This is a genomic window from Mycobacterium xenopi (assembly GCF_009936235.1).
GTDB lineage: Bacteria > Actinomycetota > Actinomycetes > Mycobacteriales > Mycobacteriaceae > Mycobacterium > Mycobacterium xenopi.
Map to the genome: position 1 here is coordinate 4,619,913 of NZ_AP022314.1, position 22,084 is coordinate 4,641,996.

The 22,084-nt window shown below is 64.3% G+C and carries 17 protein-coding genes and 2 pseudogenes; 14 read left to right on the plus strand and 5 right to left on the minus strand.

The features are described 5' to 3' along the window. Positions 1–1,403: pseudogene (locus MYXE_RS22180) on the minus strand (IS1380 family transposase). A 156-nt stretch (positions 1,404–1,559) separates the two neighbouring features. Here MYXE_RS22180 and MYXE_RS22185 point away from each other — a divergent pair. The 5 genes from MYXE_RS22185 to MYXE_RS22205 all read left to right on the plus strand — a co-directional run bounded on the left by MYXE_RS22185 (position 1,560) and on the right by MYXE_RS22205 (position 7,267). After that, on the plus strand, positions 1,560–2,039 hold the full coding sequence (locus tag MYXE_RS22185) for an amidase family protein (RefSeq protein ID WP_085195310.1): 480 nt from the start codon (positions 1,560–1,562) through the stop codon (positions 2,037–2,039). Between the two features lie 297 nt (positions 2,040–2,336). Next, a complete protein-coding gene (locus MYXE_RS22190) occupies positions 2,337–3,740 on the plus strand; it encodes a nitrate/nitrite transporter (RefSeq protein WP_085195312.1) in 1,404 nt (467 codons plus the stop codon). 213 nt (positions 3,741–3,953) lie between these two features. Continuing rightward, on the plus strand, positions 3,954–5,357 hold the full coding sequence (locus MYXE_RS22195; protein WP_085195314.1) for an MFS transporter: 1,404 nt from the start codon (positions 3,954–3,956) through the stop codon (positions 5,355–5,357). Between the two features lie 78 nt (positions 5,358–5,435). Further along, on the plus strand, positions 5,436–6,581 hold the full coding sequence (locus tag MYXE_RS22200; protein ID WP_085195316.1) for a uroporphyrinogen-III synthase: 1,146 nt from the start codon (positions 5,436–5,438) through the stop codon (positions 6,579–6,581). Continuing rightward, positions 6,578–7,267, plus strand: coding sequence for a sirohydrochlorin chelatase (locus MYXE_RS22205; RefSeq protein WP_085195318.1), 690 nt, complete (start codon positions 6,578–6,580; stop codon positions 7,265–7,267). The genes MYXE_RS22200 and MYXE_RS22205 overlap by 4 nt, the downstream gene beginning before the upstream one ends. 5 nt (positions 7,268–7,272) lie before the next feature. Here MYXE_RS22205 and nirD read toward each other — a convergent pair whose 3' ends face one another. Together nirD and nirB are read right to left on the minus strand one after the other, a co-directional pair. After that, positions 7,273–7,641: a nitrite reductase small subunit NirD gene (gene nirD, locus MYXE_RS22210; RefSeq protein ID WP_085195320.1), complete on the minus strand. Its 369-nt coding sequence runs from the start codon at positions 7,639–7,641 to the stop codon at positions 7,273–7,275. Between the two features lie 22 nt (positions 7,642–7,663). Then, positions 7,664–10,251, minus strand: a pseudogene (gene nirB / locus MYXE_RS22215) (nitrite reductase large subunit NirB). A gap of 244 nt (positions 10,252–10,495) precedes the next feature. On the opposite strand from nirB, the gene MYXE_RS22220 reads away from it, so the two are divergent. The 7 genes from MYXE_RS22220 to MYXE_RS22245 all read left to right on the plus strand — a co-directional run bounded on the left by MYXE_RS22220 (position 10,496) and on the right by MYXE_RS22245 (position 17,525). Further along, on the plus strand, positions 10,496–10,936 hold the full coding sequence (locus MYXE_RS22220) for an Hsp20/alpha crystallin family protein (RefSeq protein ID WP_085195325.1): 441 nt from the start codon (positions 10,496–10,498) through the stop codon (positions 10,934–10,936). A 268-nt stretch (positions 10,937–11,204) separates the two neighbouring features. After that, a complete protein-coding gene (locus MYXE_RS22225; protein WP_112650244.1) occupies positions 11,205–11,501 on the plus strand; it encodes a hypothetical protein in 297 nt (98 codons plus the stop codon). Positions 11,502–11,572: 71 nt separating this feature from the next. Then, the gene (locus tag MYXE_RS22230) at positions 11,573–12,394 is read left to right on the plus strand and encodes a hypothetical protein (RefSeq protein WP_004571743.1); all 822 of its coding nucleotides are present in this window, start codon (positions 11,573–11,575) and stop codon (positions 12,392–12,394) included. Between the two features lie 34 nt (positions 12,395–12,428). After that, positions 12,429–14,348: a fumarate reductase/succinate dehydrogenase flavoprotein subunit gene (locus MYXE_RS22235; protein ID WP_004571742.1), complete on the plus strand. Its 1,920-nt coding sequence runs from the start codon at positions 12,429–12,431 to the stop codon at positions 14,346–14,348. Beyond that, positions 14,345–15,091: a succinate dehydrogenase/fumarate reductase iron-sulfur subunit gene (locus MYXE_RS22240; RefSeq protein ID WP_004571741.1), complete on the plus strand. Its 747-nt coding sequence runs from the start codon at positions 14,345–14,347 to the stop codon at positions 15,089–15,091. Before MYXE_RS22235 ends, MYXE_RS22240 begins: the two co-directional genes overlap by 4 nt. Before the next feature lie 80 nt (positions 15,092–15,171). Then, the gene (locus MYXE_RS23840; RefSeq protein WP_004571740.1) at positions 15,172–15,333 is read left to right on the plus strand and encodes a hypothetical protein; all 162 of its coding nucleotides are present in this window, start codon (positions 15,172–15,174) and stop codon (positions 15,331–15,333) included. A 356-nt stretch (positions 15,334–15,689) separates the two neighbouring features. Beyond that, positions 15,690–17,525, plus strand: a complete 1,836-nt coding sequence (locus MYXE_RS22245) for an acyl-CoA dehydrogenase (RefSeq protein WP_004571739.1) — start codon at positions 15,690–15,692, stop codon at positions 17,523–17,525. Positions 17,526–17,720: 195 nt separating this feature from the next. Here the strand turns inward: MYXE_RS22245 and MYXE_RS22250 are convergent, their stop codons facing one another. After that, the gene (locus tag MYXE_RS22250; RefSeq protein WP_415624445.1) at positions 17,721–19,085 is read right to left on the minus strand and encodes an acetyl-CoA C-acetyltransferase; all 1,365 of its coding nucleotides are present in this window, start codon (positions 19,083–19,085) and stop codon (positions 17,721–17,723) included. Between the two features lie 121 nt (positions 19,086–19,206). Between MYXE_RS22250 and MYXE_RS22255 the strand changes: the two genes are divergently transcribed. Both MYXE_RS22255 and MYXE_RS22260 read left to right on the plus strand, forming a co-directional pair. Further along, complete coding sequence (locus tag MYXE_RS22255; protein WP_004571737.1) at positions 19,207–20,571, plus strand: 3-oxoacyl-ACP reductase; 1,365 nt, start codon at positions 19,207–19,209, stop codon at positions 20,569–20,571. A 5-nt stretch (positions 20,572–20,576) separates the two neighbouring features. After that, a complete protein-coding gene (locus tag MYXE_RS22260) occupies positions 20,577–21,419 on the plus strand; it encodes a MaoC/PaaZ C-terminal domain-containing protein (protein WP_004571736.1) in 843 nt (280 codons plus the stop codon). Here the strand turns inward: MYXE_RS22260 and MYXE_RS22265 are convergent. Further along, entirely contained in the window at positions 21,416–22,054 is a 639-nt protein-coding gene (locus tag MYXE_RS22265; protein WP_004571735.1) for a TetR/AcrR family transcriptional regulator, read from the minus strand. The genes MYXE_RS22260 and MYXE_RS22265 overlap by 4 nt on opposite strands. Positions 22,055–22,084: the final 30 nt, after the last annotated feature.

Below are 22,084 nucleotides of genomic sequence, written 5' to 3' on the forward strand. Positions count from 1 at the left end.
TCAGGCGGCGCGGGGTTGCGCGATCGGGTAACCGATGACGTTGTGCCACAGGGCCTTCCATCTGGCTCGCCAATGCCAGTGGGCGGGTAGGTGCAGCATTGGTTTGCGGGCCGGGGCGGCGAAGCGGGCCGGGATGTTGATCAGGTCGCGGCGCAGGGTAGCCCCGCGGGCCACGGCATGGTGGCCACCGGCGAGGGTGCCGACGGCGCGCAGCAGGTTATGGGCGATCACCGCGCAGGCCAGCCAGGCGCAGTTGGCCGCGAACAGCCCCGACGGGATGTGTGCCAGTGGGCCGTCGATTAAATCGGCGAAGGTGGTTTCGATGATGGCGTGGCGTCGGTGGGTGATATCGGCCTGGTCGACCGGCAGCGCGGAGTTGGTGACAAACGGGTGATAGCGCCACACCGGAAACAACGCATCCAGGTGGCGGGCGTCTTTGACCCGGCGCACTACCAGCCGCACGGTCAGTGTTCGGCCGCGGGCCAGGCGCAGGGTGTAGGGGGTTTCGGCGACCTGGGCATCGGAGATCAACGCCCCGGTGTCGGGGTCTTCGACCGCGCCCGGGTAGTGCACCGGGGTCCAGGCGGCCTCGTCGATGGCGGCGATCGCGGCGTTGATGCGCTTGTTGCGGCTGATCGACAGGGAGAATTCGGCGCCTCGCTGAATGCAGGTGGTGATCACTTTCTTGGTGCCAAACATTGAGTCGCCGCGCACCAGGATCGGCGCGTCGGGGTTGATCGCTTTCGCGGTGGTGATCGCCTGCTTGAGCTGGTATGCGGCACCGCGCCCGGAGGCGGCTTTGCCGCTCCGTAGCTGCGCCTCGGCGATCACCGGCGCGGCGGTCGCCGTGGAGATGGTGGTGATCTGTGGGGACAGGCCCAGCCGCAGCAGCGCGCGGCTGGCGATCTTGGCATGACCGAAGGAGGCGCCCTGCTTGGCGTGGCCGTAGACCGGGCGCAGCAGCGAGTCGATGTCCAAAAACATCCGCTCGTCGGCGCCAGCCAGCAGCGGGTGCGCGCCGCCAGTGCGATCAGATGCTCGCGGGCCACTGCGGCGAGTTGTTTGGTATGCCCGAAGGTGAACTCGCGCAAAAAGATCCCCAACGTCGATGGGGCATATACCTCGTTGAACACCCGGGGTGTGCCGCCGGCGCGCAGCACATTGGCATCATCGATGCTGTCCGCGCCGCACATCATCCCGGCGACGATCGAGGTCAGCTTGCCAGCCGGGTTGACCGCGCCGGACTTCACCCGAGTCGACGGCAGATCCACGCGCTCGTTGATCAATTCCGAAAGACCGGTCTGCTCAGCCAGTTCCAGCACTGGCACCAACCCGGCCGCCGACAGCAGATTCTGCTCGTCAAACACCGCCGATCCGGTGGTGAACGTATACGATGAGTGCATCGAAAGTGCCTTCCCGGACTATGGACAAATGCGGCCTCAGCACTCGTATTGTCCCAGTTCAGAAGGCATTTTCGCTGTTCACACGCCGATCAAATCACCGGAACCATCCACGGATTTAGGCTTAGTTCGCGTTTCGGCGCCCTGTGGAGCACGAACATGGGCGTGAGCCTGCGGCGGTTCGAAGAACAACTCGGACGACCGCTCGCCGAGGGCGAATTCGAACCCATGAACCGGGTACAGGCCGAATTCGCAGCCCGCTTCAGCTCGATCGACTATGCGCTCGCGCTATCGGCCACCGCCCAGTTCCGCCGTTCGGTGCAGGCCTGGTGGGCCGATGGCTGGGATCTTTTGCTCACCCCTACCGTGGCCGAACTTCCGCTGCCGCTGGGAACGATCACCAACAACCCGGATCGTCCGATGGATGCTATTGACCGGGCCGGGCAGTTCTGCCCATTCACCCCGCCGTTCAACATGAGCGGTCAGCCGGCAATCAACGTGCCGGTCGAGTGGACCGATGGTGGGCTGCCAGTCGGCGTTCAGCTGGTGGCAGCCTATGGACGCGAGGACGTCTTGCTGCAGGTGGCCAGCCAACTGGAAGCCGCCAAACCGTGGGCGCACCGAACTCCCGATATATGACCGCTGCGTAAATCCCGGCACCGCCAGCATCACAAGCGCTTTCCCACCGGTTCTTGGCATCCAAATCGCCTGAGCGAACTCCCAACTCGACCGGAGGTACATGCATACCGCGAGACCCGAAGACGAGGGTGACTGCGTCACAGCGCTTTTCATCTCACCAGGTTTGGGTGCAAAGCATGCTGGTTTACGTTTGCACTTCCGACATGTCACATGACGCCTGTCGCTTTGTGATCTGAAGTTCACGCCCGGGTCACGCCACAGAGCATTCAGGCAACACAGGGTTTTTAGCGTGGCCGCATGCCACGTTCACATGTGATAACTGACTGGGATCCCGAGGACAAAGTGGCCTGGGAGGCCGGTAATAAGAACATCGCCCGTCGCAACCTGATCTGGTCGGTGGTCGCCGAACATCTTGGCTTCTCGATTTGGTCGATCTGGTCGGTGATGGTGCTGTTCATGCCGCAGGCCGTCTACGGTTTCACCGCCGCCGACAAGTTCCTGCTGGGCGCGACCGCAACCCTGGTCGGCGCGTGCCTGCGCATCCCGTACACCTTGGCGACGGCGACATTCGGCGGCCGCAACTGGACGACCTTTTCGGCGTTCGTGTTGCTCATCCCGACGCTTGGCACACTGTGGCTGCTCGCCCACCCCGGACTACCTCTGTGGATGTACATGGTGTGCGCGGCGCTGGCCGGATTCGGCGGCGGAAACTTTGCTTCATCGATGACCAATATCAACGCCTTTTACCCCCAGCGACTGAAAGGTTGGGCGCTCGGCGTCAACGCGGGCGGCGGCAATATCGGGGTGCCCGTGATCCAGCTGGTCGGCCTGCTGGTGATCGCCACTGCCGGCAACCGTTCGCCCTACTGGGTTTGCGCTGTCTATCTGGTGTTGCTGGCCGTCGCCGGCGTCGGAGCGGCCCTGTTCATGAACAACCTCGAACAGCACAAGATCGATCTGACCGCAATGCGTGACATCCTCGCCGAGCGCGACACCTGGGTCATCGCGCTGCTTTACATCGGCACCTTCGGGTCGTTCATCGGGTTCTCGTTCGCGTTCGGACAGATCCTGCAGATCAACTTCACCGCCAGCGGGCAAACCGCCGGCCAAGCCGCGCTGCACTCCGCTCAGATCGCGTTCATCGGACCGCTGCTGGGATCGGTTTCCCGCGTATACGGCGGAAAGCTCGCCGACCGCGTCGGCGGCGGCCGGATCACCCTGTACACCTTCGCCGGAATGATCCTGGCCGCCAGCCTGCTCATCGGCGTCAGCACCGTCGATGATCATCGGGCGGGCCCCGCAACGGCCAGCACGATGGTCGGCTACGTCGTCGGTTTCGTCGCGCTATTCGTGTTGTCGGGCATCGGAAATGGCTCGGTTTACAAGATGATTCCGTCGATTTTCGAAGCGCGCAGCCGCTCCCTGAATCTCAGTGAGCCGGAGCGCCAGCAATGGTCCCGCGCCATGGCGGGAGCGCTCATCGGCTTCGCCGGCGCTATCGGGGCGCTCGGCGGTGTGGGCATCAACCTGGCGCTGCGACAGTCATATCTGACCAGCGGTTCGGCCACGGCAGCTTTCTGGGTGTTCGTCTCCTGCTACCTCGGTGCAGCCACGCTGACCTGGTTCAAGTACGTGCGTCGGCCGACGCTTTCCGGCCTGCCGCATGCGGTGCCGGACACGTTGGCGCCAGCGTCAACGTAGCGCCCATCGGTGAATGGCGGCATGACCGCGGCGCGGCTATCCTGCGCGCTGTGGCGCAGGCCACTGGGAGTCGGCGGGATCACTGCCGACTCCCAGCATTCGCACTGTCACCTCCCAGGCTGTGACCGTAAATTCACGCCGCGGTCATTGTCGGCAGTGTCCCGGTAACAACGCGTTCCTACCGTGACCGCGCGGCATCGTTGAGGAGGAGACTTGAGAGGCCATTCGCATCGCATTGCGGATTGGAATCCGGAAGACACCGCGGCATGGGAAGCGGGTAACAAAGCCATCGCCCGCCGCAATTTGATCTGCACGGTGGTCTCCGACCATGTCGCCTTTTCGATCTGGTCGTTGTGGTCGGTGATGGTGCTGTTCATGCCGCAGACCGTCTATGGGTTCTCCGCCGCCGACAAGTTCTTGCTGGGCGCCGTGGCCACGTTAGTGGGTGGCTGCGCCCGCATTCCCTACACGCTGGGCATCGCGAAGTTCGGCGGCCGTAATTGGACGACGTTTTCGGCGCTGGTGTTGCTGATTCCGACCGTCGGCACGATTGTGTTGCTGGCCAACCCTGGGCTACCGCTATGGCCGTACGTGCTGTGCGCGGCGCTGACCGGGTTGGGCGGCGGTAACTATTCCGCGTCGCTGGCCAACGTCAACGCGTTCTATCCGCAGCGGCTCAAGGGCTGGGCGCTGGCCGTCAACGCGGGCGGCGGAAACCTCGGCGTGGCGGTGGTCCAGGTGGTCGGGCTGTTGGTGCTGGCGTTCGCCGGCAACCGGCAGCCGTACTGGGTGTGCGCAATATATTTGGTGCTGCTGGCGATCGCCGGAATTGCGGCCGCACTATTCATGGACAACTTGGACCACGCCATCGAGGTGGGCAACTTGAAGGCGATTTTGTTCGTTCGTCACACCTGGGTGATCTCGCTGCTTTACATCGGCACCTTCGGGTCGTTTATCGGGTTCTCGTTCGCGTTCGGCCGGGTGCTCTACATCAATTTCATCGACAGCGGGCAGACCGCCGCCCAGGCGTCGCTGCATGTCGCCCAAATCGCTTTCCTCGGCCCGCTTTTGGGGTCGCTGTCGCGGATCTATGGCGGCAGGCTCGCCGACCGTATCGGCGGTAGCCGGGTTACTTTGGCGGTGTTTGCCGGCATGATCCTGGCAGCTGGGCTGCTGGTCGGGGTCAGCAGATACGACGAAGGCACCGGTCCCGCGACAAGCGCTGTGGCAATGGTTGGCTACGTCGTCGGCTTTATCGCCCTGTTCATTTTGTCCGGAATCGGCAATGCGTCGGTGTTCAAGATGATCCCGTCGATCTTCGAGGCGCGCAGCCGCGAGCTGAACGTCAGCGAAGCCGAACGCCGACACTGGTCGCGTGCCATGTCGGGTGCGCTGATCGGCTTCGCCGGCGCGGTCGGCGCGCTCGGTGGCGTGGCAATCAACCTGACACTGCGGCAGTCGTATGTCAGCACCGGCGAGGAGACCTCGGCGTTTTTGATGTTCTTGGCGTTCTATGTCGTCGCCTCGGTCCTGACCTGGACGATGTACGTGCGGGTGCCTGTCGCGGCTCCGCGTGTGGCGGGTAGAGCCTCCGAGCCGACGCCGACGCGGCTGTGACCGAAGCCGCGCAGCGGGGCAACGCTGAGGCAATTGCGCGGTAACGCGGTCGAAATGTGCGAGCCTTACACACGTGATATGAGTGAGCCAGCCGCGGCGCCGCTCACCGGTTATCGGGTCGCCGTGACGGCAGCGCGCCGCGCGGACGAGTTGTGCGCGTTGCTGCGTCGCCACGGAGCCACGGTGTGCAGCGCCCCAGCGATCAGCATGGTCGCTCTGCCCGACGACGACGAATTGCACCGTCACACCGAGGTTTTGATCGCCAACCCGCCGGATATTCTGATCGCGACCACCGGAATCGGCTTCCGCGGCTGGATTGCTGCCGCCGACGGGTGGGGACTGGCGAGCCAGCTGATTGCGGCGCTGTCGACTTCGCAGATCGTGGCTCGCGGTCCGAAGGCGACCGGTGCGCTACGCGCGGCCGGTTTGCGCGAGGCATGGTCACCGGAATCCGAATCGTCTCGCGACGTACTGCGGTATCTGCTCGAATCCGGCGTTACCGGTCGGCGGATCGCTCTTCAGCTGCACGGCGCCACCGACGAGTGGGACCCGTTTCCCGAGTTCGCCGACGAACTACGCGTCGCCGGTGCCGAAGTGGTGCCGATTCGGGTGTACCGATGGCGGCCGGTGCCGCGCGGCGGCGAGTTCGACCAGCTGGTCATCCAGATCACCCAACGCCAAGTCGATGCGGTCAGCTTCACCTCGGCGCCCGCGGTCGCGGCGACCTTGATGCGTGCCGAGGAACTCGGGGTTCAAGGCCAGTTTCTGGACGCGCTGCGCACCGACGTGCGCGCGATGTGTGTCGGTCCAGTCACCGCGCAACCGCTAACGCGGCTGGGAATTCCGACGTCGTCGCCGGACCGGATGCGGTTAGGCGCGTTGGCTCGCCATATCGCCGATGAACTGCCGCTACTGCGCTCCCGCACGGTGCAGGCCGCCGGCCATGTGATCGAGATCCGCGGCACCTGTGTAGTCGTCGACGGCGAAGTCAGGCCGCTGTCGCGGGCTGGAATGGCGATACTGCGTGCGCTGGCCCAACGTCCGGGCGCGGTCGTGTCCCGCGGCGATCTGCTGCGCGCGCTCCCAGGCAGTGGCACCGACACCCATGCGGTGGATACGGCAGTGCTGCGACTGCGAGCTGCGTTAGGAGACAAAGGAATCGTCGTAACTGTGGTCAAGCGTGGCTATCGGTTGGCAATCGACGAACAGACAGGTGCGGCGTGAACCTCGTCCTGGTCGCTCACGGCACGCGCCGACCGGGCGGCGTCGCTATGATCGGCGACCTCGCCGCACACGTCAGCCGGTTATTGGACCGCACGGTGCACGTCGCGTTCGTCGACGTGCTAGGGCCCACGCCAACCGAAGTGCTTTCCAGCGGCGCGGTGGCTCACCAGCCCACCATCGTGGTGCCAGCGTTCCTCTCCCGCGGCTACCACGTTCGCACCGACCTGCCCGCACACGTGGCAGCCAGCGGGCATCCCCACGTCACCGTCGCTCCGGCGTTAGGGCCCAGCCCGCAGATCGCGAGGCTGGTCGGCGAACAATTGCTCAAAGCTGGCTGGCATCCTGGTGATTCGGTAATCCTGGCCGCGGCCGGCACATCCGATCCGGTGGCTCGCGCCGACCTGCACACCACAGCGACGCTGACCTCGGCGCTGACCGGATCACGCGTCGAGCTGGCGTTCGCGGCCACCGGTGATCCCACCGTGGCCGAGGCGGTCGCCGACGCGCGGCACCGGTCCAGTCGTCCGGTCGCGGTGGCTTCCTACCTCCTGGCCGACGGCATGTTTGCGCACCAGCTCCGAAATTCCGGCGCGGACATGGTGGCCGAACCGCTGGGCACCCATCCGCGGCTGGCGCGTCTGATTGCCAACCACTTCCAGCGGGCTCGCACACCGATTGCCGCCTAAGAGCCCTAGCGGCCCACCTCGACCATTCCGTTGACCAGCCGGGTCCGATACACGGGCACCGCCACCGCCGGATCGTCGAGGCAACGGCCGTCGTCGAGAGCGAATGCCTGCTTGCCGATGGGTGATTGAACCATGGGCCGACCACCTCGATCCCCGACGATGCCCCGTGACAGCACCGCCGCACCGGTGAACGGGTCGATGTTTCCGACCGCGTGCAGGGATCCGTCGTCTAGTCGGAACAACGCCGCCTGAGAGCCGTCTGCCAAGAGCACCCCCACACCCCGGTTGGGCACCAAGTAGTCGTATGAGCAAGCGGCCGTCCAGGTTTCGACAGAGACGGACAGAAGTTCGGTGGTGTCGTCAAGCAGCGTCATGAGATCTCCCTTGCTTTGGCCTTCATGTCCGCACTCGCGGCATACCAATCAGCACCGGATCAGCACGTCCGTCGTTGGGCGGCGCCGGTCTCTTGCGTCCGTTGTATTCGGTGAACGTCACAGTGGGGTCAGGGGCATCGGGGGCGTTGACGAACGAAACAAACCGAGACAGCTTCTCTGGATCCTCCAGCACGCCTTTCCATTCGCACTTGTAATTCGCGACATGCCGTGCGATCGCGGCCTCGAACTCCTCGGCTAGGCCGAGTGAGTCGTTGCACACCACGTCGCGCACGTGATCGAGTCCACCCTCAAGTGATTCGATCCACGGAGCGGTGCGTTGCAGCCGATCTGCGGTACGGATGTAGAACATCAGGAACCGGTCGATGTAGCGGATCAGCGTCTTTTCGTCGAGATCGCTGGCCAGCAACTGCGCATGCCTGGGGGTGAACCCGCCATTTCCGCCGACGTAGAGATTCCAACCCTTTTCGGTGGCGATGACGCCGACGTCCTTGGCTCGCGCTTCGGCACACTCGCGGGCGCACCCCGAGACACCCATCTTGATCTTGTGCGGTGCGCGCAACCCCCGGTATCGCAGCTCCAAGTCGATCGCCAGCTGCACTGAATCCTGTTGCCCGTAACGGCACCAATCGTTGCCCACGCAACTCTTCACGGTGCGCACGGCTTTCCCGTAGGCGTGGCCTGATTCCATGCCCGCGTCGACAAGCCGCTTCCAGATCGCCGGTAGCTGGTCAACTCGCGCGCCGAACATGTCGATGCGCTGGCCACCGGTGATCTTCGTGTAAAGCCCGAATTCCTGTGCTATCTGGCCGATTAGGATCAGGTGTTCAGGTTTGATGTCGCCGCCCGGGACCCGCGGCACCACCGAGTAGCTGCCATTCTTCTGGATGTTGGCCAGGAAGTGATCGTTGGAGTCCTGCAGGGACGCCTGTTCGCCGTCGAGGATGTGCTCCGAACCGGTAGACGCAAGGATCGAGGCCACGGCTGGCTTGCAGATGTCGCAACCCTTTCCGGTGCCGAAACGCTCCAGCAGACCGGAGAACGTGCGAATACCGGTGGCCATGATGATCTCGAACAGTTCTTGGCGCGATTGGCTGAAGTGTTCGCAAAGCGCCTTGGACTGCTGAACACCCTCGGCCTCCAGCAGCTGCTTGAGCATCGGCACGCAGGAACCGCATGAGGTGCCCGCTGAAGTACACGATTTGAGCGCTGGCACGTCGGCACAACCGTTGGCGATCGCCGCGGTCAGGTCGCCCTTGGTGACATTGTTACAAGAGCAGATCTGCGCGCAGTCCGGCAGCGCACCGACACCTAAAACCCCTGCTGCACCGCCGCTTTGGGCCGGCGCGATCAATGCCAGCGGGTCGCCTGGCAGCTCGGAGCCGACCATGGGCCGCAGCACGCCGTAGTTGGACGCGTCCCCCACCAGGATGCCGCCGAGCAGCGTCCTGGCATCGTCGGAGAGCACCAGCTTGGCGTAGGTCTGGTTCACCGCGTCGTTGACGACGACCTCCAGGCAGTTCGGCGTGGTGGCCATCGCGTCGCCGAAGCTGGCCACATCGACGCCGAGCAGCTTGAGCTTGGTGGACATGTCAGCTTCCGGGAATTCGGCCGCGCCGCCGACCAGCTGATCCGCCACCACCTCTGCGCTGGTGTAGCCGGGACCGACTAAGCCGTAGCAACGGCCTTCGATCGCAGCCACCTCGCCGACTGCGTAGATGTCAGGATCGCTTGTCCGGCAAGATAAATCGGTGAGCACGCCGCCGCGCTCGGCGATCGCGAGCCCGCGGCGGCGGCCAGCTCGTCACGCGGCCGGATACCGGCGGCGAAAATCAGTACCCCGGCCTCGATGCTCTGTCCGTCGGACAACCGCACCCGCAGCGACATCGAGCCGTCGCAGTGCGTAATGGGTTCGATTGACTCGGTTTTCACCTCGAGGTGCACCGCGATCCCCAGGTCGGTGATCATCCGGGCCAGCAGGGCGCCGCCGGCCTCGTCGACCTGCTGGGCCATCAGTCGCGGCATCATCTCGATGATGTGGGTGCGCAGCCCGAACTGGCGCAGCGCGTTGGCGGCCTCCAGCCCCAGCAAGCCGCCGCCAATCACCACACCGGTGGCGCTGTGACCGGCCTGCAGCGTGCGCTGGGCATCAGCTCGGATGGCGTCAAGGTCGTCGAGGGTGCGGTAGACGTGGCAAAGCGGCAGGTCGTGTCCGGGCACCGGCGGCACGAAGGGGTACGACCCGGTGGCGAGCACCAGTACGTCGTATCGATACCGCTGGCCGTTGGCGGTCAGCACCGATTTGGTGGCACGGTCGATCTCCACGACGCGGCTGCGCAGCAGCAACCGGACGTGGTGGTCGTCGGCATAGTCGCTGCCTGGCAGTGCCAGCAGGCCGCGGTCCCAGTGCTCGGTGTAGCCGGTCAACCCGACCCGGTCGTAGGCAGCGTCAGCCTCCTCGGCCAGCACGGTGATCCGCCACCGGCCCTCGGCGTCGCGCGCACGCAGCGCTTCGACGAGGCGGTGGCCCACCATGCCGTGCCCGACTACGACGACGTCGCGAGTCGCCGGCGGGTGTGCCACTGCAGCCATGAGCCCGAGGTTAGGACGGCGATATTGCCGCAATGTCGCCTTATGTGACACCGACATGACGGTGCCCTCACATGCCTGCTCACGTGATCTTGAAGCGGTTCACACGGAGTTGGACGAGATTGACGGCACCCTGGTTCACCGCAGGCGAACGCGCAGGTGGAACTTTAGCGTAGTCGACTCATGTTTTAGGAGTAGCGGGCCGGTGGACACCGGCCTTGATCAAGATCACACAAGGAGACATTGGATGAGCAACTTGACGCTGTGGTCACGACCCATCTGGGACACCGACCGTTGGCTGCGCGACTTCTTCGGTCCTGCGGCCATGACCGATTGGTTCAAGCCGTCGAACGGTGAGTTCACTCCGGCCGCCGAGATCGTCAGGGAAGGCGACGACGCGGTAATCCGCGTGGAGCTTCCCGGTGTCGACGTCGACAAGGACGTCGAGGTCGAGGTCCGGCAGGATCGCCTGGTGATCCGCGGACAGCGTCGCGACGAGCACGCCGAGGAAAAGAACGGCCGGGCGCTGCGCGAGGTCCGCTACGGGTCGTTCCGGCGAACGTTCCAGCTGCCGGCGCACGTCACAAGCGAGGCGGTCTCGGCGTCGTATGACGCTGGAGTGCTGAGGGTTCGGGTGGCCGGCGCCTACGCCGGAAGCCAGGCCAAGCGCATCGCGGTTACCGCGTAAAAGCCTGGCGCGCGCTGACACCGCGGCCCCCGCACGCCCAGCGTGTCGGGGGCCGTCGCGCCTGATGGGTACGGCTAAGAGTTAACCCAGCTCACCTGTCAAGCGCCGCACCCCTATCGGGGCGACGACGGCCCGCCGGTAGAAGACGCCAGCGCCCAACCTCGAGTGCGCCTTCTGGCGCCAGGTGACTCATCTCACGTCGGCTCGGTGCGCTGGATAGTATCGGTGTCGTACTGTGATCCGTGACACGTCAGGTATGGGAGATCTGTTGTCCACCATTACCGAACTCGCCGAGCTTCACGACCTGATCGGTGGTCTACGGCGGTGCGTGACCGCGTTGAAGGCCCGCTACGGCGACACACCGGCGATGCGACGCATCGTCATCGACGCAGACCGGATCCTAGGTGACATCGAGTTACTCGATATTGACGCCACGGAATTGGATCTGGCGCGGGCCGCAGGGCACGACTCGGGTGAGAAGATCCGGATACCCGACACCGACTACAACGCCGAGTTCTGGCGAGATGTCGACGACGAGGGTGTCGGCGGTCACAGCAGGTCCTGACAGACCCCCCGCGACAGCGGTTGATCACTTCTGAGTACGCTCCGACGAGGCAACCAGAAGAGGATCACCAGATGAGCGCACCCACGGCGAACCGTCCTGCGACCGGCGTCTTCTCACCTGCCCGGGCACAGTTAGACCGGCGCACCTTACGCACCGACCGCTGGTGGCTGCCAATCGTGTGGACAGACCTGGGCTTGTCGGTGTTCGTCATCTACGCGACGATCCGGGCGTTTTGGGGCAGCGCCTATTACGTCGAGGACTACCACTACCTGACGCCGTTCTACTCGCCGTGCGTAAGCGCGTCGTGCGTAGAAGGAGCCCGGCACTTTGGCACCTGGGTTGGCGAACTGCCATGGTTCATTCCGATGGCGTTCATATCGCTGCCGTTTCTGCTGGCGTTCCGGTTGACGTGTTACTACTATCGTAAGGCCTACTACCGCACGGTATGGCAATCTCCGCCGGCATGCGCTGTGGCAGAACCACATTCGGCATATACCGGTGAGACGCGGCTTCCTCTCATAATGCAAAACGTGCACCGCTACTTCTTCTATGTGGCATGCATCGTCTCGCTCATCAACACCTACGACGTCGTCAAGTCATTTCATTCGCCGAGCGGTTTCGGCATTGGACTGGGCAACGTCATCCTCACGGTCAATGTGATCCTGCTGTGGATTTACACCTTGTCCTGTCACTCCTGCCGGCATGTCACCGGCGGTCGGCTCAAGCATTTCTCGAGGCATCCGGTGCGCTACTGGCTCTGGACACGGGTCAGCTTGATCAACACCAAGCACATGCAGTGGGCGTGGATCACGTTAGGCACCCTGATGCTCACCGACGGCTACATTGCCTTGGTGGCCAGCGGCTGGATTCACGACTTGAGATTCATTGGCTGACAAGAACTATCAGGTTTAGCTGAGCGAGGGTTTCATGGTTGAGGTCGAGCGGCACTCCTACGACGTCGTCGTGATCGGTGCCGGCGGCGCCGGGTTACGCGCAGTGATCGAGGCGCGCGAACGCGGCCTCAAGGTCGCGGTGGTCTGTAAGTCGTTGTTCGGCAAGGCACATACCGTGATGGCCGAGGGCGGTGCTGCAGCAGCAATGGGTAACGCCAACCCGAAAGACAACTGGCAGACGCACTTCGGCGACACCATGCGCGGTGGGAAGTTCCTGAACAACTGGCGGATGGCCGAATTGCACGCCAAGGAAGCACCGGACCGGATCTGGGAGCTGGAGACCTACGGCGCGCTGTTCGACCGCACCAAAGACGGCCGGATCAGCCAACGCAACTTCGGCGGACACACCTATGCGCGGCTGGCGCACGTGGGTGACCGCACCGGTCTGGAGCTGATCCGAACGCTGCAGCAGAAGATCGTCTCACTGCAGCAGGAGGACCATGCCGAACTCGGTGACTACGAGGCACGGATCAAGGTGTTCGCCGAGTGCACGGTCACCGAGTTGCTCAAGGACGGGGACCGCATCGCGGGCGCGTTCGGGTACTGGCGCGAGACCGGCCGATTCGTCTTGTTCGAGGCCCCGGCGGTGGTGCTGGCCACCGGCGGGATCGGCAAATCGTTCAAAGTGACATCGAACTCCTGGGAATACACCGGCGACGGGCATGCCCTGGCGCTGCGCGCCGGGGCAACGCTGATCAACATGGAGTTCGTCCAGTTCCACCCGACCGGCATGGTCTGGCCGCCCAGCGTCAAGGGGATTCTCGTCACCGAAGGTGTTCGCGGCGACGGCGGCGTGCTGAAGAACGCAGATGGCAAGCGGTTCATGTTCGACTACATTCCGCCGGTCTTCAAGGGCCAGTACGCCGAAACCGAGCAAGAGGCCGACCAGTGGCTCAAAGACAACGACTCGGCGCGGCGCACCCCCGACCTGCTGCCACGTGACGAAGTCGCGCGCGCAATCAACGCCGAGGTCAAAGCCGGCCGCGGCACGCCACACGGCGGGGTCTACCTCGATATCGCGTCGCGGCTGACACCGGCGGAGATCAAGCGGCGACTGCCGTCGATGTATCACCAGTTCATGGAGCTGGCCGGGGTCGATATCACCAAGGAACCGATGGAAGTCGGGCCGACCTGTCACTACGTGATGGGCGGCGTCGAGGTCGACCCGGACACCGGTGCGGCCACCGTGCCTGGACTGTTCGCCGCCGGCGAGTGCTCCGGCGGTATGCACGGCTCCAATCGGCTGGGCGGCAATTCGCTGTCGGACCTGCTGGTGTTCGGCCGGCGAGCCGGTTTGGGCGCCGCCGACTACGTGCGCGCGCTGCGCAGCCGGCCGCAGGTCTCCGAGCAGGCCGTGGAGGCCGCCGCCAAGCTCGCGTTGTCGCCGTTCGAAGGGCCCAAAGATGGCTCGCCTGCGGAGAATCCGTACAAGCTGCATATTGATCTGCAGGACTGCATGAACGAGTTGGTCGGCATCATCCGTACCGGCGAGGAGATCACGCAGGCGCTTGGCCGGCTGGACGAACTGCGGGCGCGATTCACTAACCTGCAGGTCGAAGGACATCGGCAATACAACCCAGGCTGGCATCTGGCCATCGACCTGCGCAACATGCTGCTGGTCAGCGAATGCGTGGCCAAGGCGGCCCTGCAGCGCACCGAAAGCCGTGGCGGGCACACCCGCGACGACCATCCCGCCATGGACCCCAACTGGCGCAAGATCCTGCTGGTGTGTCGCGCGCAAGGCGACGACGTGAGCTTGCCCCATGTCGACGTCAGCCCCGAGGAGCAACCACCGATGCGGCCGGACCTGCTGGAGCTCTTCGAGCTCTCCGAACTGGCGAAGTACTACACCGATGAAGAGCTGGCAGAGCATCCAGGACGGAGAAGCAAATGAGTTACAACGCAAGCTTGCGGGTGTGGCGCGGCGACGACGCCAACGGGGCACTGCAGGACTTCACCGTCGAGGTCAACGAGGGCGAGGTGGTGCTCGACGTCATCCACCGTCTGCAGCAGACTCAAACACCCGACCTCGCGGTGCGGTGGAACTGCAAAGCGGGCAAGTGCGGGTCGTGTTCGGCGGAGATCAATGGCAGACCGCGGTTGATGTGCATGACCCGGATGTCGACGTTCGCCGAGGACGAGGTGGTCACCGTCACACCACTACGGACGTTCCCGGTGATTCGCGACCTGGTCACCGATGTGTCGTTCAACTACGAAAAGGCCCGCGAGATCCCGTCATTCACGCCGCCGAAGGAGCTGCAGCCCGGCGAATACCGGATGGCGCAGGTCGACGTGCAGCGCTCGCAGGAATTCCGAAAGTGCATCGAGTGCTTCCTGTGCCAAAACGTCTGCCATGTGATCCGCGACCATGAGGAGAACAAGAAGGCCTTCGCCGGCCCTCGGTTCTTCATCCGCCTCGCCGAACTCGAGATGCATCCGCTCGACATAGCGGACCGGCGAGACCTTGCCCAGGACGAGGCTGGTCTTGGATACTGCAACATCACCAAGTGTTGCACCGAGGTTTGCCCTGAGAACATCAAGATCACCGACAACGCCATCATCCCCATGAAAGAGCGGGTGGCCGACCGCAGGTACGACCCGGTGGTGTGGCTGGGCAACAAGCTGTTTCGCCGGTAGCGTGCCGAGCAGACGTTAAAGCAGGTGTGAGTCGGGTATCCCGCACGAAGGTCCACCGACCAGGCGGAAGGACAAATGCGATGGTCCTACGCGAACCCACGAGCATCAACGACATTCGCACCGCGATCCGCGAGCTGTCTCGCCGTGCCGACCTCGCCCGCAGGGAGGGACGCCACGAGGACGCCGCCGAGCTCGAGCAGCGGGTTCAGGGCTACCGCGAAGAGCTCGGCCGGCGGCCCTAGCTTCGCGTGCTGGCGGTCGCGGCGGGCTGCAGGGACCCACGGGGCAGGCTAAACAGCGTCGCCCTCGCGATAGCCCACACTCGGGTTGAACGACACGCCGAGACGTCGCGGAGACGGATCATAAGGCTGTTTGTGGCGTTTAACACACTGGCCTAGGGTTCGTCGTTTGCGCAGCTCAGAGCGCGTGCTGGGGACGGAATCAGGGCCTTTCCAACCGGTTGGTTAATTAGCCAATGGAATGTAGCTCACATTGGCTTGCGTTGAAGTTACTGAGCCGTTAAGTTTGGCGCTGTTACTGGTGGGTAACTTAGCCCTAGTACCCAACCGCGAAGTGGCGTTCTCATCGAGGAGGCAACGTGAGCCACTACAAGAGCAATGTCCGCGACCAGGAGTTCAACCTGTTCGAGGTCTTCGGTGTCGACAAGGTATTCGGCGAAGGCCCCTACAGCGACCTGGACGTGGACACGGCCCGCGAGATGCTGGCGGAGATGAGCCGGCTGGCGGAGGGCCCGATCGCGGAGTCATTCGCCGAAGGCGACCGTAACCCGCCGGTTTTCGACCCGGAAACCCACTCCGTGACGCTGCCCGAACCGTTCAAGAAGTCGGTGCAGGCGACGCTGGAAGCCGGTTGGGACAAGATCGGTATCGAAGAGGCTCTGGGCGGCACGCCGATGCCCAAGGCACTGGTCTGGGCGCTACATGAGCACATCCTCGGCGCCAACCCGGCGGTGTGGATGTACGGCGGAGGCGCTGGGTTCGCCAACATCCTTTACAAGCTCGGCACCGAAGAGCAGAAGAAGTGGGCCATGCTGGCCGCCGAGCGCAACTGGGGCGCCACGATGGTCTTGACCGAGCCGGACGCCGGTTCCGACGTCGGTGCGGCCCGTACCAAGGCGATCAAGCAGGACGACGGCTCCTGGCACATCGACGGCGTCAAGCGATTCATCACGTCCGCCGATTCCGGTGATTTGTTCGAGAACATCTTCCACTTGGTGCTGGCCCGCCCGGAGGGCGCCGGCCCGGGTACCAAGGGTCTGTCGCTGTTCTTCGTCCCCAAGTTCCTGTTCGACCCGGAAACCGGTGAGCCACGTGAGCGCAACGGCGTGTTCGTCACCAACGTCGAACACAAGATGGGCCTGAAAGTATCGGCCACCTGCGAGCTGGCGTTTGGCCAGCACGGCGTACCGGCTAAGGGCTGGCTAGTCGGCGAGGTGCACAACGGCATCGCGCAGATGTTCGACGTCATCGAGCAGGCCCGCATGATGGTGGGCACCAAAGCCATCGCGACGCTGTCGACCGGCTACCTGAACGCGCTGGACTACGCCAAGTCGCGCGTGCAGGGCGCCGACATGACCCAAATGACCGACAAAACCGCGCCGCGGGTGACGATTACCCACCACCCGGACGTCCGCCGGTCACTGATGACGCAGAAGGCCTACGCCGAAGGTCTGCGCGCGCTGTACACCTACGCTGCGACCTACCAGGACGCCGCGGTGGCCGAAGCAGTGCATGGTGTGGACGCCGAGCTGGCTGTCAAAGTCAACGATCTGCTGCTCCCGGTGGTCAAGGGTGTGGGCTCTGAGCAGGCGTACGCCAAGCTCACCGAGAGCCTGCAAACGCTCGGCGGTTCGGGCTTCCTGCAGGACTATCCGATCGAGCAGTACATCCGCGACTCGAAGATCGACTCGCTCTATGAAGGCACGACGGCCATCCAGGCGCAGGACTTTTTCTTCCGCAAGATCGTCCGCGACAAGGGTGTGGCTCTGGCCTACGTGGCCAGCCAGATCGAGGAGTTCGTCAAGAACGAGTCCGGCAATGGCCGGCTGAAGGCTGAACGCGCGCTGCTGGCCACCGCGTTGGCCGATGTGCAGGCCATGGCCGCCGCGTTGACCGGCTATTTGATGGCCGCCCAGGAGGACATCTCCAGCGTCTACAAGGTGGGCCTGGGTTCGGTGCGGTTCCTGATGGCTGTCGGTGATCTGCTGATCGGCTGGCTGTTGCAGCGTCAGGCCGCCGTGGCCATGGAGGCCCTCGACCGCGGGGCCGGCGACGCCGATCGGGCCTTCTACCAGGGCAAGATCGCGGTGGCATCGTTCTTCGCGAAGAACTTCCTGCCGCTGCTGAGCAGCACCCGCCAGGTGATCGAGTCGATCGACAACGAGATCATGGAGCTCGACGAAGCGGCGTTCTAAGCCTGGCGAGCAGGCACGGCGATGACCTAAGAGGCCGCCGCTGGATCCCCTCAGTCCAGCGGCGGCCTCTTCGACCAGGGATGCCCCGCGTTGCCATCGGGTCGGGGGTCGGACGACAACACGGAGCTATCCATATTTCGCGTACCCGGGGTCCGGCGTTACTAAACTTCGCAACGAAATTCGGCGCCCGATGGTTCAGGCCTCCAGAATGGCGGCCACGCCCTGCCCACCGGCCGCGCAAATCGAAATCAGCGCGCGCAGCGGCGTGCCGGCTCCTTCCTTCTGCTCGGCCTTCTTCTCGGCCAGCAGCTTGGCGGTCTGCGCGAGGATACGCCCCCCGGTCGCGGCGAACGGGTGACCGGCGGCAAGCGATGAACCGTTGACGTTGAGCTTGGACCGGTCGATGGATCCCAGTGCCGCGTCTAAGCCCAGCCGCTGTTTGCAGTACTCCTCGGACTCCAGCGCCTGCAAATGCGCCAGCACCACCGACGCGAACGCCTCGTGGAACTCGTAGAAGTCGAAGTCCTGCAGGCTCAGTCCGTTCCGCGCCAGCAACCTGGGGATGGCGTAGGTCGGCGCCATCAGCAGCCCGTCGTTGCCGCTGACGTAGTCCACCGCGGCGGTCTCGGCATCGACGAAGTAGGCCAGCGGCGCCAGGGAGTGCTGGGCAGCCCAGTCTTCGCTGGCAAGCAGCGTGACCGAGGCACCGTCGGTCAGCGGCGTGGAGTTGCCCGCCGTCATCGTCGCGTCGCCGGCCCTCACCCCGAACACCGGCTTGAGCTGGGCCAGCTTCTCTACCGACGCGTCGGGGCGCATGTTGTCGTCGCGGTACAGCCCCAAGAACGGGGTGACGAGGTCATCGAAGAAGCCGCGGTCGTAAGCGGCGGCCATGTTGCGGTGGCTGGCGACGGCGAGTTCGTCCTGGTCGACTCGTTTGATGCCCATCTGCTTGGTGGTGATGGCCTGGTGTTCACCCATCGACAACCCGGTGCGGGGTTCGGCGTTCACCGGGATCTCCACACCGAGGGTGGCGGGCAGCGTGCCCACCAGCCTGAGCCGCTCGAGGTTGGACGTGGACCGGCGCAGCTTCAGCAGCGTGCGACGCAGGCTGTCGCCCAGACCGATCGGTGGATCCGACGTGGTGTCGACACCGCCCGCGGCGGCCACCTCGTAGCGGCCGGCAGCGATGCCGTCGGCCGCGGCGATTGCCGCCTGCAACCCGGTCCCGCAGGCCTGCTGCATGTCGATGGCCGGCGTGTGCGGCGAGAGGGCCGATCCCAGTACGCATTCCCGCATCAGGTTGAAGTCGCGACTGTGCTTGAGCACCGCGCCACCGATCACCGCGCCGAGTTGTTCACCGGCAAGATTGAAACGATCCACCAAGCCGCTCAGCGCAGCAGTGAACATGTCCTGGTTCGATGCGTCGGCGTACGCGCCGTCGGACCGTGCGAACGGAATACGATTGCCACCCAGCACGGCGACGCGTCGCCGCGACTGCATACTTTTGTTGGCAGGCTGGTTAGTTATCTGAGAACTTGTCGAAGTGCTTGCAGGGGCCACGTTTGTCTCCGTGTCGTCAGTTGGGATTGGTCCGCCGATGAGGGCCATACTACCCACCGTTCTTACTCTGGAGTAAGTTCGTCGTTGGTTACGAGATACGTCCACAACGGAAGGCAGCTCAGTGGCCCCTAAGCTTTCATCCGATCTATTCTCGCAGGTCGTCAACTCCGGTCCTGGGTCGTTTCTGGCCAAGCAGCTCGGAATTCCACAACCCCCGCCGCTGCGCCGCTACCGGGTAGGTGATCCGCCACTCGACGGATCTTTGCTGATCGGCGGGGAAGGCCGGGTGGTCGAGCCGCTGCGCACCGCACTGGACAGAGACTACGAGGTGGTAAGCGCCAACCTCGGCGGTCGCTGGGCCGACTTGTTCGGCGGCCTCGTTTTCGACGCCACCGGGATCACCGCGCCGACCGGGTTGAAAGCGCTGCACCAGTTTTTCGCCCCGCTGCTGCGCAACCTAGGCGCCTGTGGCCGCGTTGTCGTCGTCGGCACCACTCCTGAGGCAGCCGCGAGCCCCGACGAGCGAATCGCGCAGCGTGCGCTGGAGGGTTTCACCCGCTCGCTGGGCAAGGAATTACGGCGGGGAGCAACCGCTCAGTTGGTCTACCTTTCCCCGGACGCCAAACCAGCGGCAACCGGCCTGGAGTCGACGATGCGGTTCCTCTTGTCGGCGAAATCGGCATACGTTGATGGCCAAGTGTTTTACGTCGGAGCAGCCGATGCCACACCCCCGGCCGACTGGGACCGCCCGCTCGACGGCAAAGTCGCGGTGGTGACCGGCGCTGCCCGCGGCATCGGCGCGACGATCGCCGAGGTGTTGGCCCGCGACGGAGCCCGAGTGGTCGCGATTGACGTGGACGCCGCGGCCGACGCGCTCACCGAGACCGCGAGCCGCGTCGGCGGCACGGCGCTCACCCTCGACGTCACCGCCGCCGATGCCGTCGACCAGATCACCCAGCATCTGCGCGACCATCACAACGGGCGCACCGACATCCTGGTCAACAATGCCGGCATCACCCGCGACAAGCTGCTGGTCAACATGGACGGTGATCGTTGGGACGCGGTCATGGCTGTGAATTTGCTTGCGCCGCTTCGTCTTACCGAAGGACTGGTGGGCAATGGTTGTATCGGCGAGGGCGGTCGGGTGATCGGGCTGTCCTCGGTGGCCGGTATCGCCGGCAACCGGGGGCAGACGAACTACGCCACCAGCAAGGCCGGCATGATTGGCATCACCCAAGCGCTGGCGCCCGCCCTCGCTGAGAAGGGCATCACGATCAACGCCGTCGCGCCGGGATTTATCGAAACCCAAATGACCGCGGCGATCCCACTGGCCACCCGCGAGGTGGGCCGGCGCCTGAATTCGCTGCTGCAGGGTGGACAGCCGGTCGACGTGGCGGAAACCATCGCCTATTTCGCCAACCCTGCGTCGAATGCCATAACCGGCAACGTCATTCGCGTTTGCGGCCAAGCAATGATGGGTGCTTGAGCGCCATGACGCAACCCAGTGGACTGAAGAACATGCTGCGCGCGGCGGCGGGGGCGTTGCCGGTGGTTCCCCGTGACGACCGGCTGCCCGACCGCACGATCAAGGTCGACGATGTGTCGATTGACCGCGCACATGTGGCGGCCTATGCTGCGGTCACCGGTCTCCGCTACCGCGACACTGTGCCGCTGACCTATCCGTTCGTATTGGCCTTCCCGGCAGTGATGTCCCTGGTCACGTCATTCGACTTTCCTTTTGCCGCAATAGGAGCCATCCACACCGAAAACCACATCACCCAATACCGCCCGATCGCGGTGACCGACAGCGTCGGCGTCAAGGTGCACGCGGAGAACCTGCGCGAACACCGCAAGGGCTTGCTGGTCGATCTGGTGACCGACGTCAGTGTCGGCACCGACACCGCGTGGCATCAAGTGACGACCTTCCTGCATCAGCAGCGCACCAGCTTGTCCGATGAGCCCAAACCACCACCGCAGAAGCAGCCGAAGCTGCCGCCCCCCAGTGCGGTGCTGCGAATAACCCCCAGACAGATTCGCCGCTATGCGGCGGTCAGCGGCGACCATAATCCGATTCACACCAACCCGATCGCTGCCAAGCTGTTCGGCTTCCCAACCGTCATCGCACACGGAATGTTCAGTGCCGCAGCGGTATTGGCCAACGTCGAGGGCCGTCTTCCGGGCGCCGTGAGCTATTCGGTGAGGTTCGGCAAACCGATGGTGCTGCCCACCCGGGCAGGCCTGTACGTTGACCGCGTCGACGACGGCTGGGAACTTGCGCTGCGCAACCTCACCAAGCGCTATCCCTACCTCACCGGCGCAGTTCGCTCGCTCTAACCGGAGCCGGCGGCGAGTTTGGACGCAGTGTCGACGTCCCGGTCGGCTGGCCCGCCTTTGAGGCCGCGCCAGAACAGGTTGATCATCAGTTCGGCGGCTTCGTCGACGTCGGTGTCCCCGGTGCTGAGCCGGGTCGCCACCGCCTCACCGGCTCCGACCAATGCCACGGCCATCATCTCGAAGTCGGTATCGGGGTCAGGGTTGCGAGTGCCCGCCCGCAGCAAGTCGGCGACCAATTCGATAATCCGCTCGCGGCCCTCCCGCACAGTTTGGGCGAATGCCTGCGAACTGGTGGCCTGAGTGTACATGACGATCCACGAAGCCCGGTTGGCGTCGATGTAGCGCAGGAACGCGACAATAGTGTTGCGCAGCAAGTCCTTCGGGCTCTGCTTTAGATCGATCTCCTCGCGGACCCCGTCGATGAACCGCGTCAGCTCGCGGTTCAGGCAGGCGCCGAAAAGCTCCTCCTTGGACCCGTAGTACAGGTAAAGCATCGGCTTGGAGATCTCGGCCTTGGCGGCGATCGCGTCCATCGAGGTCTCGTGGTAGCCGTTGACCGAAAACATCTGGACGGCAGCATCGAGCATCTGTTGCTCGCGGACAGCACGCGGCAACCGTTTGGTACCACCGGCCATGCGCTGTCCTTCGTGATCTGGCTAATTTTC

Coding starts and splice junctions, on each gene's coding strand:
- MYXE_RS22185 (WP_085195310.1), top strand. CDS start 1,560: ATGGGCGTGAGCCTGCGGCGGTTCGAAGAACAACTCGGACGACCGCTC.
- MYXE_RS22190 (WP_085195312.1), top strand. CDS start 2,337: ATGCCACGTTCACATGTGATAACTGACTGGGATCCCGAGGACAAAGTG.
- MYXE_RS22200 (WP_085195316.1), top strand. CDS start 5,436: ATGAGTGAGCCAGCCGCGGCGCCGCTCACCGGTTATCGGGTCGCCGTG.
- nirD (WP_085195320.1), bottom strand. CDS start 7,641: ATGACGCTGCTTGACGACACCACCGAACTTCTGTCCGTCTCTGTCGAA.
- MYXE_RS22220 (WP_085195325.1), top strand. CDS start 10,496: ATGAGCAACTTGACGCTGTGGTCACGACCCATCTGGGACACCGACCGT.
- MYXE_RS22230 (WP_004571743.1), top strand. CDS start 11,573: ATGAGCGCACCCACGGCGAACCGTCCTGCGACCGGCGTCTTCTCACCT.
- MYXE_RS22235 (WP_004571742.1), top strand. CDS start 12,429: ATGGTTGAGGTCGAGCGGCACTCCTACGACGTCGTCGTGATCGGTGCC.
- MYXE_RS22240 (WP_004571741.1), top strand. CDS start 14,345: ATGAGTTACAACGCAAGCTTGCGGGTGTGGCGCGGCGACGACGCCAAC.
- MYXE_RS23840 (WP_004571740.1), top strand. CDS start 15,172: ATGGTCCTACGCGAACCCACGAGCATCAACGACATTCGCACCGCGATC.
- MYXE_RS22260 (WP_004571736.1), top strand. CDS start 20,577: ATGACGCAACCCAGTGGACTGAAGAACATGCTGCGCGCGGCGGCGGGG.
- MYXE_RS22265 (WP_004571735.1), bottom strand. CDS start 22,054: ATGGCCGGTGGTACCAAACGGTTGCCGCGTGCTGTCCGCGAGCAACAG.